At 69.9% G+C, this 13,634-nt stretch carries 12 protein-coding genes; 8 read left to right on the top strand and 4 right to left on the bottom strand.

Translation table 11 applies throughout. The features are described from left to right. Positions 1-110 precede the first annotated feature (110 nt). The 6 genes from ACFQQJ_RS02465 to ACFQQJ_RS02440 all read left to right on the top strand — a co-directional run bounded on the left by ACFQQJ_RS02465 (position 111) and on the right by ACFQQJ_RS02440 (position 7,473). Positions 111-1,640 (top strand): substrate-binding domain-containing protein, encoded by a 1,530-nt coding sequence (locus ACFQQJ_RS02465; RefSeq protein WP_377103723.1) that lies wholly within the window; start codon positions 111-113, stop codon positions 1,638-1,640. Between the two features lie 98 nt (positions 1,641-1,738). Further along, on the top strand, positions 1,739-3,037 hold the full coding sequence (locus ACFQQJ_RS02460) for an ABC transporter substrate-binding protein (protein ID WP_377103721.1): 1,299 nt from the start codon (positions 1,739-1,741) through the stop codon (positions 3,035-3,037). A 72-nt stretch (positions 3,038-3,109) separates the two neighbouring features. Then, positions 3,110-3,991: a carbohydrate ABC transporter permease gene (locus ACFQQJ_RS02455; protein ID WP_377103719.1), complete on the top strand. Its 882-nt coding sequence runs from the start codon at positions 3,110-3,112 to the stop codon at positions 3,989-3,991. Further along, positions 3,981-4,823, top strand: a complete 843-nt coding sequence (locus ACFQQJ_RS02450) for a carbohydrate ABC transporter permease (protein ID WP_377103717.1) — start codon at positions 3,981-3,983, stop codon at positions 4,821-4,823. The genes ACFQQJ_RS02455 and ACFQQJ_RS02450 overlap by 11 nt, the downstream gene beginning before the upstream one ends. Before the next feature lie 38 nt (positions 4,824-4,861). After that, positions 4,862-6,208: a NosD domain-containing protein gene (locus ACFQQJ_RS02445; RefSeq protein WP_377103715.1), complete on the top strand. Its 1,347-nt coding sequence runs from the start codon at positions 4,862-4,864 to the stop codon at positions 6,206-6,208. Then, positions 6,205-7,473, top strand: a complete 1,269-nt coding sequence (locus ACFQQJ_RS02440; protein ID WP_377103713.1) for a glycoside hydrolase family 32 protein — start codon at positions 6,205-6,207, stop codon at positions 7,471-7,473. The genes ACFQQJ_RS02445 and ACFQQJ_RS02440 overlap by 4 nt, the downstream gene beginning before the upstream one ends. Before the next feature lie 12 nt (positions 7,474-7,485). Here the strand turns inward: ACFQQJ_RS02440 and arsM are convergent, their stop codons facing one another. After that, positions 7,486-8,265 (bottom strand): arsenite methyltransferase, encoded by a 780-nt coding sequence (gene arsM, locus ACFQQJ_RS02435; RefSeq protein WP_377103711.1) that lies wholly within the window; start codon positions 8,263-8,265, stop codon positions 7,486-7,488. A gap of 8 nt (positions 8,266-8,273) precedes the next feature. Then, positions 8,274-8,666, bottom strand: coding sequence for a metalloregulator ArsR/SmtB family transcription factor (locus tag ACFQQJ_RS02430; protein WP_377103709.1), 393 nt, complete (start codon positions 8,664-8,666; stop codon positions 8,274-8,276). A gap of 49 nt (positions 8,667-8,715) precedes the next feature. On the opposite strand from ACFQQJ_RS02430, the gene ACFQQJ_RS02425 reads away from it, so the two are divergent. Continuing rightward, positions 8,716-9,735: a permease gene (locus ACFQQJ_RS02425; protein ID WP_377103707.1), complete on the top strand. Its 1,020-nt coding sequence runs from the start codon at positions 8,716-8,718 to the stop codon at positions 9,733-9,735. 165 nt (positions 9,736-9,900) lie between these two features. After that, positions 9,901-10,461, top strand: a complete 561-nt coding sequence (locus ACFQQJ_RS02420; protein WP_377103705.1) for a methyltransferase family protein — start codon at positions 9,901-9,903, stop codon at positions 10,459-10,461. On the opposite strand, the gene ACFQQJ_RS02415 is transcribed toward ACFQQJ_RS02420, so the two are convergent. Both ACFQQJ_RS02415 and ACFQQJ_RS02410 read right to left on the bottom strand, forming a co-directional pair. Then, a complete protein-coding gene (locus tag ACFQQJ_RS02415; protein WP_377103703.1) occupies positions 10,451-12,820 on the bottom strand; it encodes an ABC transporter permease in 2,370 nt (789 codons plus the stop codon). The genes ACFQQJ_RS02420 and ACFQQJ_RS02415 overlap by 11 nt on opposite strands. Before the next feature lie 12 nt (positions 12,821-12,832). Next, on the bottom strand, positions 12,833-13,582 hold the full coding sequence (locus ACFQQJ_RS02410; protein ID WP_377103701.1) for an ABC transporter ATP-binding protein: 750 nt from the start codon (positions 13,580-13,582) through the stop codon (positions 12,833-12,835). Between the last annotated feature and the right edge of the window lie 52 nt (positions 13,583-13,634).

The raw sequence follows: 13,634 nt of genomic DNA, 5'->3' as shown, positions 1-13,634 counted from the left end.
CTCGTCTGCGTGGTCGTCCGCGCCGCGTCGGCGCCGAATCGGCTCCTCCGCCTGGCGTGGAACCTCTTCCGCTGATGGTGTACTAGTGCCGCACGCCGAGAGGAGTGAGGATGGCAGGCACAGGAGCGACACCGGCGCCCACGCGGACAGCGCGGCGACGGCCCACCCGGGACGTCATCCTCGAGGCAGCGAGCGAGCTCATGGTCGCCGACGGGGTCAGCGCGACCTCCGTCGAGCAGATCGCCCGTCACGCGGGGTGCCAGCGGGCCACGATCTACACGCACTTCGGGTCGAAGGAGAGCCTGGCGCTGGCGGTCCTCGAGGCTCTTGTGGCGCACTGGGCCCACGCCTCCGCCGCCGGCCGGCCGGGGGCCGTCGTGGCCGAGGGCAGCGACAGGTGGGAGCGGATGCTCCTGGAGGTGTGGAGCGACGTTCGCGGCGACGAGGGCGGCAGCCGGCGGGTGCTGGCGATGGTGCAACAGATACGGCGGGTCCTCGCGGCGACGGTGCCCGAGGAGCGTCCCGCACGGATCGAGGCGGTCCTTGACCTGATCGAGGCCTTCGAAGAGCCGGGCCGCGACGCCGACGCCGATGCCGGGATCGAGCCGTCGCCGGTGACGGCCGAGCACGGCCCGGCGCCCCGGGCGGCGCCGACGATCAAGGAGGTCGCCGGTCGCGCCGGGGTGTCCTTCAAGAGCGTCTCCCGGGTGCTCAACGACCACCCGCACGTGACCGCGGAACTGCGGGCGAGGGTGCAGGCGGCCATGCAGGAACTCGGGTACTCGCCCAACGCCGTCGCCCGCACCCTGCGGTCGGCCAGTTCACCGACGGTCGGGTTGGTGATCGACGACAGCGAGGCGTTCCCGTACGCGTCGGACATCATCCGCGGAGCGCAGGACGCGGCGAGCGACCTCGGCAAGGTGCTCGTCATCACCTACATCGACGGACGCGAGACATCACGCGCCCAGGTCCTGGACCACCTGCGGCAATGGCAGGTGGAGGGTGTGGCCTACACCTCCCCGCACCACAGGGTGATCCACCAGAGCGAACTCCTGCCGTTCTCGCCGCTCGTCCTCGTCAACTGCACTCCGGAGGAACCCGGCCCCGCCTCGGCCGTCCCGGCCGAGTTCGAGGGTGGCTACGTGGCCACGAGGACCCTCCTCGACGCGGGCCACCGAAGGATCGGGTTCATCAGTGGGCCGGCCGGCTTCCCGGCGTCCCACCTGCGTCGCGAGGGCTACCTCAAGGCACTCGACGATGCCGGCGTCCCCGCCGACCCGGGGCTTGAGTTCGTCGGTGACTGGTGGCAGGAGAGCGGCGCGGCCGCGGCCCGGGCGTTCATGGCGCTGGCGCAGCCGCCGACCGGCATCTTCGCCTCGAACGACTGGATGGCGATGGGGGTCTACGACGAACTCCGCACCATGGGCCTGGCGGTGCCGACGGACGTGTCGATCGTCGGCTTCGACAACCGCGAGGTGATCGCCGCGCACATGCGTCCGCCGCTGACAACAGTCGCTCTCCCGTACTACGAGATGGGCCGATGGGCCATCGAGGCCCTGCACCACCACAACACAACGGGTGGCCAGTTCCGCTGCAACCTGATCCAGCGCGACTCCGTCGCGATCAACGTCTCAACTTGATAACGGGCGTCTGACAACGTTGACACACATATGTCGGTTCTCTTACGTTTGTACCATCCCGCCAACGGTGGCCGGGAGTACCTATGAAAGGGGAGAGCGTGCGACTCAAGATCGGCACGGCAGCCCTCGCCGCCTCGCTCGCACTGGCGGGATGCTCTGCATCAGCGACCGCCTCCGCGCCTGCGTCGTCGTCGGGCAGCGCCGCGGCAGCTGGCCAGACCATCCGGATCCTCGCCGAGGGCGGGGGTGTCGGCCTGCAGAAGGGCATCGCCGAACAGTTCACCAAGGACACCGGCGTGAAGGTGGAGTTCGTCGAGGTCCCCTACGCCGACGTCCACGACAAGCTCGCCGCCGACATCTCGACCGGTGCGGGCGCCTACGACCTCGCCACGATCGACGTGATCTGGATGACCGAGTTCGGCCCGTCCCTCGCGCCCATCGACGACCTGATGACCGCGGACGTCGCGGGTGACCTCCCCGCGGCCCTGGTCGCGGACGCCAAGTTCGAGGATCACTTCATCGGCATGCCCCAGTGGGCGAACGCCGAGATCCTGTTCTACCGGAAGGACCTCTTCGCCGACGCCAAGGAGCAGAAGGCGTTCAAGGCGCAGTTCGGCTACGACCTCGTCCCGCCGACGACCTGGCAGCAGTACCGCGACGTGGCGAAGTTCTTCAACCGCCCCAAGGACAAGCTCTACGGCACCGCGGTGAAGGGTGCCGTGGAGACCGAATGGCTCGCCTACGTCCTCCAGGCCGGCTCGCCGTCGGTCGTCCTCGACACGTCCGGGGCCGTCATCATCGACGACGCCAACCACGTCAAGGCACTCGAGGAGTACATCGCGCCCTACTGCACCGACAAGGTCGGCCCCGACCCCGCGACCACCGACTGGGCGGCGGCGCAGAACCTCTTCTACCAGGGGCAGTCGGCCATGATGCTCTTCTGGGCGCACGCCTACCGGATGACGCCGGAGGACAGCAAGGTCAGCGACAAGGTCGGCGTGGCTCCCATGATCGCCGGGCCCGGCGGCATCGCCGCGATCCCGGGTCCCTGGTACAACGTCATCCCGAACGACTCTCCGCACGCCGACCTGGCCAAGCAGTACATCGCCTACGCCTACGAGCACAACGCGATGGGGATCGACGCCCCGCTGGGGCTGGCGGCACGGACCTCGGCCTACGAGCAGTTCCAGGACAAGGCCGGCTACGAGGCGTTCACGCCACTGCTGACGACGCTCAACGCACCGGCGACCACCGGCCGCCCGATGGACGTCCACTGGCAGCAGATCACCGATCAGGTGCTCACCCCGAGCGTCCAGAAGGCCCTGACCTGCAAGGCGTCCCCCACCGACGTCCTCGCCGAGGCCAGGACCAAGATCGAGGCCATCCTCAAGCAGTGACCCCCGCGGGTGGGCACGCCGCCACGTGCCCACCCGGCTCCGCCCCTCCAGCCTGGCCGAAAGGACGTCCCGATGGCACGCCGCCGCTTCGCGTCGCTGCTGATGCTCCCGGCGATCATCTTCCTCATCGCCACCGTGGCCTACCCGTTGGGCACGTTGATCTTCAACGCGTTCTTCTCCGTGAAGCTCCTCACGCCCAACCGCCGCACCTGGGTCGGGCTGGACAACTTCGTGAACACGCTGACCTCGCCCGAGGTCGGGTCTGCGGCCCTCAGGACGCTGCAGTACTCCGTGTTCGCGATGACCCTCGAACTGCTCCTCGGCTTCGGGGCCGCGCTGCTGTTCTACGCCATGCGTGAGCGGTCCGGATGGGCCAGGACGGTCTTCATCTTCCCGCTGCTCGTCCCACCGATCGTGGCCGGCCTGTTGTGGAAGTTCCTGCTCTCGCTCGACACCGGCATGGTGAACCGCGTCCTCGAACTCGTCGGGCTGACCCCGGCCTCCGGTCCGATCAATTGGCTCGGCAACACCGACACCGTCATCTTCACGGTCGCCTTCGCCGACATCTGGCTGACCACGAGCTTCGTGGCCCTCATCGCCTACGCCGGCCTGCAGGGCCTCCCCGGCGACGTGCTCGAAGCCGCGCAGGTGGACGGTGCCGGCTACTGGCAGCGGGTGTGGCACGTGATCCTGCCCCTGCTCCGTCCGGTGATCGCGGTCATCGTGATCATCCGGGGCGTCGACGTGGCCAAGACCTTCGACCTCATCTTCATCCAGACCGAAGGTGGTCCGCAGGGCGCGTCCGAGGTCCTCAGCCTGGAGATCTACCGGACGATGATCCGCTACGGCAATGTCGGCAGCGCCTCGGCGACCGCCGCCGTGTTCCTCCTCGTCATGGCGTTCTTCGCGGCCATGGCCTACCGAGTGATCTGGAAGCCCGCCAATGACTCCTGAGAACCGTCCTCCCGGCCTGGGCAGGGCCATCACCGCGCAATTCGGCATGGTGCTGATCGTGGGCGCCTTCGTGCTGCCCTACGCCCACCTGCTCCTCACCTCGTTCAAGCCACCCACGGAAGTGCTCGCCATCCCGCCGACGTTCATCCCGAGCCGCTTCGAGCTCACCAACTACGTCAGCGCGCTCAGCGATCCCGGCATCACCCGGTCCTTCGTGAACAGCCTGCTCGTGGCGGTCGGGGGCACAGCGCTCACCCTCGTTCTCGCCATTCCGGCCGCCTACGCCGCAGCCTTCTACGGCACGAAGCTCGGCAAGGCCTTCCTGATGGTCGCGCTCATCGTGCGCATGCTCCCGCCGGTCGCCCTCGCGATCCCGATCTTCCAGGCCTTCCGCCAGCTGCGTCTCATCGACACCCAGCTCGGACTCATGCTCGCGCAGACGGTCATCAGCCTGCCCCTGGTGATCTGGCTCCTCGCAGCCTTCTTCGAGTCCATTCCCCAGGCGCTGGAGGAGGCTGCCCTGATCGACGGCTGCAACCGGCTGACGGCGATGCTGCGCGTCACGCTGCCGGTGGCCGGTGGGGGTATCGCGGTCGCGGCGATCTTCGCGTTCCTGTCGTCCTGGAACGAGTTCCTGTTCGCCCTGATGCTGACCTCGGTGAACGCCGTGACCGTCCCGCTGACCATCGCCAACTTCAAGTCACAGTTCGGCCTGGACTGGGGCTCGATGACAGCCATGGCCGTCATGTATTCGCTCCCGGTCATCGCCGTGACGCTCGCCCTCCAGCGCCGGATCGTGGCCGGCATGACCTTCGGCGCCGTCAAGGGCTGAACCCCCCTCCGCCGACCTCCACACCACCGAGAGAGAACATGGACCCCTGCACCGACAACCGCTATGACGTCACCACCTGGCCCGTCGGCGATCCGGCCGAGGACATCGGCGAAGTGATCAACAGCATCATCGCGGACGTCAGGAGCAGGCAGGCCGTCACTGACGACAGCGACCGGGGGAAGCCCGGTGCCGTCATCTCCATCCCGCCGGGGGACTTCCGCCTGCGGACCCAGGTGCTGGTCGACATCAGCTACCTCCGGATCGAGGGGTCGGGCCACGGCTTCACCTCCTCGAGCATCCGGTTCAATGTCCCCGACGACGAGCAATCCGCCCTGCACGAGGTGTGGCCGGGCGGCAGTCGCATCCTGGTGGACGCGCCGCTGCTCGGTGAGGCCGAGGGGTCGGCGGGAGCCGCGTTCCTCGTCGCGCGGACGGGGAGCCCGCGAATCAGCTCGGTCGAGTTCTCCGGCTTCTGCATCGACGGGCTGCACTTCGTCGCGGACGGCTCGGGGGTGCACCCCGAGAACACCTACGTCAACGGCAAGACCGGAATCCACGTCGCCAGCGCGAACGACTCCTTCCGGATCAACGGAATGGGATTCGTCTACCTGGAGCACGCGGTCACCGTCTACCACGCCGACGCGCTGTCGATCCACGACAACTTCATCGCCGAGTGCGGGAACTGCATCGAGCTCCGCGGGTGGGGCCAGGCATCGAAGATCACCGACAACCTCATCGGTGCAGGCTTCAAGGGCCACTCGATCTATGCCGAGAACCACGGGGGCCTGCTGGTCACCGCGAACAACGTCTTCCCGCGGGGGGCGAGCAGCGTCCATTTCGACGGCGTCAGCAGGTCGAGCCTCACCAACAACCGGCTCCACTCGTTCTACCCCGGCATGGTGGTCCTCGACCGGGACAGTTCCGAGAACCTCGTGGGCGCCAACCACTTCCTGAGGGATCGTGAGCCGTGGACCCCGTTCGACGGCGTCGACAACGGAAGGGATGACCTCTTCGGACTCGTCTCCATCTGTGGCAGCAACAACTCGGTCATCGGCAACCACTTCTCCGAGGTCCTCCACAGCGAGGGGATCCGGCCCGCGGGGGCGACCCCGACGATCATCCGGCTGCGCGAGGGTACCGGCAACTTCGTTTCCAGCAACCACGTGGTGGCCCTGGACGCCCGCGCCACGACGGGGGAGTCGGCCTTCTCGGCACAGGTGGACGCGCTGCTCGCCACCACGGCCCCGGAGCGCCTTCGGGTGACGACGGTCGCTGTCGATCCGCCGTCGGTGCAGAACACGATCCTCGACTCGGGAACCGAGTCGGAGGTCCTCGCGGACCGTGCCACGAACGCGGTGAGGCCGACGCCGAAGGCCGGCTCATGATGCCGTCCGGCGACGCCCGCCCTCGCTTCCACTTCACGGCGACCAGCGGCTGGATCAACGACCCTCACGGCATCACGTTCCGCGACAACGGGTACGACGTGTTCTACCAGCACGTCCCCGACTCCACGGTGTGGCGACCGGACTGCCGCTGGGGGCACGCGCGCGGTGCGGACCTGCTGTCGCTGCAGGAGCTTCCGATCGCCATCGCGCCGGGCGATGGCGACGACGGCATCTGGACCGGCTGCCTGGTGGTCGACGACGACGGGCGTGCGAGCGTGCTGTACACGGCCACGCGCGTGCCGGACTTCGGCATCGGGCGCATCCGGTCGGCCACCCCGACCGACCATCGCTGGACGGCGTGGGAGAAGGGACCCGTCGTCGCCGATGCCCCCGAAGGCCTCGACCTGATCGCCTACCGCGACCCGTTCGTGCGCCGCGAGGGCGACCGGTGGCGCATGTTCGTCGGCGCCGCCGGACGGGACGGAACCGCCATGGCGCTGACCTACGTGTCCGACGACGCGACCCTGGCGTGGCAGTACGACGGTGTCGCCCTCTCCCGCTCCACCAGGGAGACCGATCCGGTCTGGACGGGCACCTTGTGGGAGTGCCCCCAGGTCTTCCCCCTCGGGGACCGGTACGTGATGGTCTCCTCGATCTGGGACGACGACCGGCTCCACTACGCGGCGTACGCGCTCGGTTCGTACGAGGACGGCAGGTTCCATGCCGAGACCTGGGGGCGGCTCACCCACGGGCCGAGCTACTACGCCCCCTCGCTGTTCCTCGACGGCGAGCAGCGTCCGTGCCTGTCCTTCTGGATGCGCGGCATCGCCGACCCCGTGGCCGGTTGGGCCGGTACCCACAGCGTCCCCCACCTGCTCGAACTCGCCGGCGACCGCCTCGTCGCGACGCCCCACCCCGACGTCGAGCGGTACCACCAGGAGTCGGCCGATGGCGTGGTGCCGGACGCGGCGCAGGCCGTCGACGTCGCCTGGGAGCCGGGAGACGGCGACCGGCTCGTGATCGCGCGGGGCGCACGCGAAGTCGCCACGATCGAACGCGCCGGCGATGAGACGTCGGTCAGGGTCGGCGAACTCGCCTGGACCGTCCCCGGAGGTGACGCCCTGCGGATCATCGTCGACGGGCCGGTGCTGGAGCTCGCCACGGGCAGGGCGAACTTCGGTTCAGCCATCCCCACGCCCGCAGGCGAGCTCTCGGTCACGGCACGGGGCGTGCCGCCGCGCGTCCGCGTGCTCGCGAGAACGTGACCCGCGCCGGGTTCAGGCCGGCTTGACCGCCCGCACGATGGCGCCGTGCATCTGCGGGGCGACCTCGTGGGTGAACACCACGTCGATCCCGGTGAAGCCGGCCGCCGTCAGGCCGTCCACGTACTCCTGCCGCGACAGCGCTCCGGCGACACAGCCCACGTGGCTGCCGCGCTCCTCGCGGTCGGCGACGCTCAGGTGGTCCTCGGCGACGACGTCCGAGACGCCGACGCGTCCGCCGGGGGTGAGGACGCGGAACATCTCGGCCAGGACCTTCGGCTTGTCGACGGACAGGTTGATCACGCAGTTGGAGATCACCACGTCGACCGCGCCGTCGGGGAGCGGCAGCTGCTCGATGCGTCCCTTCAGGAACTCGACGTTCGTCGCCCCGGCCCTGGCCGCGTTCGCGCGGGCCAGCTCCAGCATCTCGTCGGTCATGTCGACGCCGTAGGCGAACCCGGTGGGGCCGACCCGGCGGGCGGAGAGCAGGACGTCGAGCCCGCCACCGGAGCCGAGGTCGAGGACCCGATCACCGGGGTTCAGATCGGCGACAGCTGTGGGGTTCCCGCAGCCCAGGCTTGCCGTCACCGCTTCCTGGGGAACCTGGTCGGCCTGCCCGCCGTCGTACAGGGCCGAGCCGAACACCTCACCGCAGGCGTCGCCGCCGCAACAGCCGCTCCCGCCGCCGTCGAGGTCGTCCAGGACGTCCAGCGTCCGTCGCCCCGTCCCCATCGCCGCCCGGGCTGCGGCCGCGTACCGGTCCCGGACCTGCTCCACCACATCGTTCGTGCTCATCGCCGTGCTCACTTCCTCGGTTCGATCGTCAACAGTTGCCTGGCCGGTGCGGGATCGAGGAGCTGCCGGATCGCCTGCAGCGCGTCGGTGTCCACCCAGTACCAGGTCTGGCGCCCGTCCCGCTCGCGCTCGAGGAAGCCGGCGTCGAACAACGCGCCCAGGTGGTGGGTCACCGTCGGCTGGGTCAGGCGCACCTGCTCCGCGAGGGCCCCGGTGGTCGCGCGTCCGCCGTCGGCCGACCGGATCAGGCTCAACAGCCGCAGCCGCGCCGGGTCCGCCAGCACTTTCAGCGCCGTGGCCAGGGCCAGTGCGTCGTCCGGCTCGAGGGGGGCCTGCAGGACCGGTGAGCAACACAGCTCGCCCACCAGGTTGAGCCGCCGGGGAACCTCTTGAGAACTCATAGAGGTATGTCTATCATATCGACTGCCATCAAACAATCGATGGCTGTCTATGGAACTGGAGTTCGCCGTGGTCGACTACCTCGCCACCCTCGCCGCCACCGTCGCCAACGACGTCTGGACCACCCTCGTGCACAACTGGCCGTACCTGCTGGCCAGCGTCCTGGTGGCCTCGGTCGTGCAGGTGTACATCAACCAGGACCGGCTCGCCGCCTGGTTGCGTCGCCGCACCTGGGTCGCCATCCTCGGCGCCGTCGCGCTCGGCGCCCTCACGCCGTTCTGCTCGTGCGGCACCACCGCCGTCGTCCTCGGGGCGATGGCCTCCTCCGTCCCGTGGGCGCCGATCGTGGCGTTCATGGCCTCCTCGCCGCTGACCAGCCCCGAGGAGTACGTCTTGTCGGTCGGCCTCTTCGGGCCCGCCTTCGCCACCACCTTCTTCCTCGCTGCCGTCGCCGTCGGCCTCGTCGGTGGCGGGGCGGCCTGGTTGCTCGAACGCAAGGGCCTCCTCGCCGGCCAGGCACGCATGTCCACGAACGCGGCCACGGACTGCGGCCCGTCCTGCGCGGCCGCGGAGGCGACCGGCCCTGACGCATCGGGGACGCCGGGCGGGACGCGGCTGCTCACCGTGGTCGAGCGGCCGGCCGTGGTCGTCGCGCAGCCGACGCGGCTGCGCCGGTTCGGCGAGGCGCTCCTCGCCAACACCCGCACGCTGGCCCTCTACTTCCTCGCCTTCGCCGCCCTCGGCTACCTCGTCATCCGCGTCCTTCCCACCGGCCTGATCACCGACTGGCTCGGCACCGGCAACCCGGTGTGGTCGGTCCCGCTCGCCGCCCTCCTCGGGATCCCGGTCTACCTCAACACCGACGCGTCCCTGCCGCTGGTGGCGAGCCTCCTCCACGGCGGGATGGCCCCCGGAGCCGGGATCGCCTTCCTGATCACCGGCGCGGGCACCAGTGTGGGGGCGATCAGCGGAATGCTCGTCATCGCGCGCTGGCGCGTCGTCGCCCTCGTGGTCGGCACCCTGGTCGTGACGGCGATGGTCACCGGCTGGCTCGCCGCGCTGTGGTTGTAGGCGCGACTGCCCGTCGCCTGCCACGGGCGACGGACCGGCGTAGCGTTGAGGGAGAGGAGTGCGACGAGCGAGGCGGTGGGTGACGGCGTTGCCCGGTCGCCGAGCAGCCATCGGGCCACCCGCCTTCGCCGGTCAGCGGCAGCACGCCCTCGGGGGAGCGCCGGCATGCGGAAGTACCTGGAGTGGGCCCAGCGGGAACCGACCACTGCGCAGGTGGTGGCCACGCTGCTCCCCGCCGGCGTCCTCTTCCTCGTCGCGCTGCCCGCCGGGATCGTGGTGCTGGCGGGCCGGCTCGACCACGCGCTGGCCCTGCCGCGGCTGCTCCTGGGCCCCGTCAACGCCGTGACGGGCCTCGTCCTGCTCGGCGTCGGGGGCTTCGTGGCGCTCTGGTCGGTTCGGGCGGAGGCACGGCTCGGCGGCGGGTCACCCGTGCCGATGATCCCGACCCGGCGCCTCGTCGTGGTGCCGCCCTACGCCTACTGCCGCAACCCCATGGTCCTCGGGACCGTCCTCGCCTACCTGGGGATCGGTGTGTGGCTCGGCTCAGCCTCCGCGGTGGCGATGGTGCTCCTCCTCGGGGTGCTCCTTGTCACCTACGTGAAGCTGGTCGAGGAGAAGGAGCTGCGCCTGCGCTTCGGTGAGGAGTACGAGGAGTACCTGCGAACCACGCCGTTCCTCCTGCCACGGTTCCCCCGGCGGGGCAGCCGGGCCGGCCCTACTCCATGACCTTGGTGGCCTCGGCGAGGTTGAGCCGGAGGATGCGCAGCACGGGTGGGATCTCCGACAGGAGCATGACGACGAGCAGCCCGCCCAGGATGATCGCGACCGATTCGGGCTTGATGTACGCGGTGAGGGTGAACGCCTCGGAGGACAGCTGGGCGTACAGCAGGTCGGCCGTCCGCAGCCCGAGCAGGACGCCCAGGGGAGCCGCGACGAGGCCGAGCAGGAGGTTCTCGATGGTGATCATCCAGGCGATCCGTCCCGGCCCTTCCCCGATCGTCCGCATGGTGCCGATCTCGCGGGTCCTCTCGGTGACGTTCGCGTTCAGGGTGTTGTAGACGACCACGAAGGCCATGGCGAGCCCGAAGGCCAGCAGCAGGCCCTGGTAGAAGTCCATGAAGCCCATCATCTCGGTGAAGCGTGCGAGCAGTTCGGCCTTGACCGAGACCGAGAGGGCGCCCGGGGTGTCCGCGAGCCGGTCCTTCACCCCGGACGCGTGGGTGGCGGCGGTGGTCACGTAGAGCGTGTTGTAGCGCTCCGACAGGCCGGTGAGCCGCCTGCCGACGTCGAGATTGACGAAGACCGGGGCGCCGAGGGTCTCGGTGCTGATGGCGGCGACCGGGAGGTCGATCCACTGGTCGCGCACGGGCGTGCGGACCCTCGCGACGTCGCCGATGCCGAGCTGGAGCTTCTCGGCGAGGGTGCCGGTGATCACCATTCCGCCGGAGGCCAGCGCCTCCTGCGCGGAGCGTCCCTCGACGATCTGGAAGCCGTGGAACCCCGCCGGAGGCTCGGCGCAGGTGAGCGAACCCTGGTAGGTCCTGCCCTCGGTACGGAACTCCGCCGGCAGGACCAGGGCCGTCTGCACGTCCGTCACGCCGGGCCAGTGCGCGACCTCTGCGGCCCGGCTGCGTCCGAAGGGCTCGGCGAAGACCGCCTGGACGTCCCACCGCTCGCTGAAGCTGTCGAAGCGCTCCAGCATCTCGTCCATCGCGTCGAACATCGACTGCGTGGTGACCGCCAGCAGCATCGCGAACGCCACGCCGACCACCGTGTAGAAGCTGCGCCGCTTCTGGCGGAACAGGTTGCGCAGCGGGATGCGAACCACCAGGGCGGCCGGCAGCACCGGGGAGAGCACGCGTTCGAGGAGGGGGATCCGGCCACCGGCGAGGGCAGCGTTCGGGTCGGCGTGCATCGCCTGGGCGGGAGGCAGGCGCGACGAGCGCAGGGCCGGGACGATGCCGGCCAGCAGGCAGGCCGCCGTCGAGATGGCGGCCGACCCGGCCACGATCTCGGGATAGACGTGGTGTTCCAGGAAGGGCACGCCGAGCATGTCGACGTACTGCTGGGCGATCAGCCGGGCGAGGACGTCCCCCAGCACGAAGCCGAGCGCGGCTCCGAGCGCGGCGACGACGAGGGCGAACGAGAGGTACTGGCACAGCACCTGTGCGTCGCTGTAGCCCAGCGCCTTCTCGAGCCCGATCTCGCGCCGCTGGGACGTCACGAGGCGGGTCAGGGCGATGAACAGCGAACTGGAGGAGATGGCCAGGATGACGGCCGGCAGGAACAGGGCCATCACCCGGTTCTGGTCGATCTCCTCCGCGAGCATGAAGCTCGACGGCTGGTCGGCGCGGAGCGTCGAGGCGACCACCCGGGACCGGCCCAGCTCGTCCTCGACGGCGTGGAGCACCGTGCGCACGTCGGCCTCGGGCTCGGTGATGACGGCGACGTCGGTGATCACCCCCGGCCGCCCGACGAGCCGCTCGGCGTCGTCGGCCCTGAGGAACAGCACCGCGAACTCGCGCGGGGACGGCAGCGCGCCCTTCTCGGGCACCGCGTACATGTACTCCGGACTGGCGGCGATGCCGACGACGCGCACGTGCTTGTGCTGCCGTTCCGTTCCGAGGGTGAGCTCGTCGCCGGGACGGGTCCCCGTCTCCTGGGCGAACTTGACGTGCAGGATCGCCTCCGAGCCGCCCCGGCGGGGCCACGCCCCCGCGAGCAGGAGCAGGTCGTTCACCGCCGGCCGCCCCTTGTTGGGCAGGCCGACCACCCTGGCCAGGGCGGTCTGGGCCGACGCACCGCCCAGCTGGAGGGGCACGTCCTGGACGAGCCGTCCTTCGGCCGCGAGGACCCCGGGCAGCGCACGGACGGCCGCCACCTTGACGCCGGCCGTGTCGCTCACGGAGACCGAGAAGTCGGCGAACCTCAGCTCACGATTCGCCCGCTCGACCGATCGCGTCAGGTCGAGGTAGCCCGCCTGGAAGGCGACGAAGGTCGAGATGCCGAGGCCGACGACGACGACGAGGCCGGCGAACTGGCCCTTGCGGGCGAGGACGTCGCGCCACACCTTCAGCAGGAGCATTCTCATCGCGCCTCACCACTCCACGTCCTCGGGCGGGATCGGGTGGGCGTTGACCTCGATGCGCGAGATCCGTCCCTCCCGGAAGTGCAGCACCCGGTCCGCGGCTGCGGCGAGCGGCTGGTTGTGGGTGACGATCACCACCGTCGTCCCCAGCAGCCGGTTCACCTCGCGCATCGCCGACAGCACCAGCGTCCCGGTGCGGAAGTCGAGATTGCCCGTCGGTTCGTCGCCGAGCACGAGGGCGGGCTTCTTGGCCAGCGCCCGGGCCACGGCGACCCGCTGCTGCTCACCTCCGGAGAGCTGGGACGGGAAGTGCTCCAGGCGCTCGGAGAGGCCCACCTTCGCGAGCAGGTGGGCGGAGTCCTCCCGGTCGCGGTCGCCACCCCCGCGACCACGACCGGAGAGCTGGAGGGCGAAGTCGACGTTCTCCCTGGCCGTCAGTGTCGGGATCAGGTTGAAGAACTGGAAGACGAAACCGACCGTCCGGCGCCGGAACAGCGTGAGTTCGCGCTGGCCGTAGTGGGAGATGTCCTCCCCGTCGATGATGATCCGCCCGGCGGTGGGGGAGTCGATCCCTCCGATGAGGTTGAGCAGGGTGGTCTTGCCCGAGCCGGAGGGCCCGAGGATCACGACGAACTCACCGCGGTCCAGCACGAGATCGGTGTGGTTCAGGGCCGTGACGTCCACTTCGCCCATGTGGTAGGTCTTCACGACGTCCTCGAGGACGACGAGCGACTCCGGCGTCACCGTGACCTTCGACATGGGAGCGACCCCCTGGAGGCAGGGCGCCGACGGCGGGCCCAGGGGCGCCGGT

It is taken from the genome of Propionicimonas sp. T2.31MG-18, from assembly GCF_964266745.1.
GTDB lineage: Bacteria > Actinomycetota > Actinomycetes > Propionibacteriales > Propionibacteriaceae > Propionicimonas.
The sequence above is the reverse complement of the archived record's forward strand: the minus strand, read 5'-3'. Positions and strand labels throughout refer to the sequence as shown.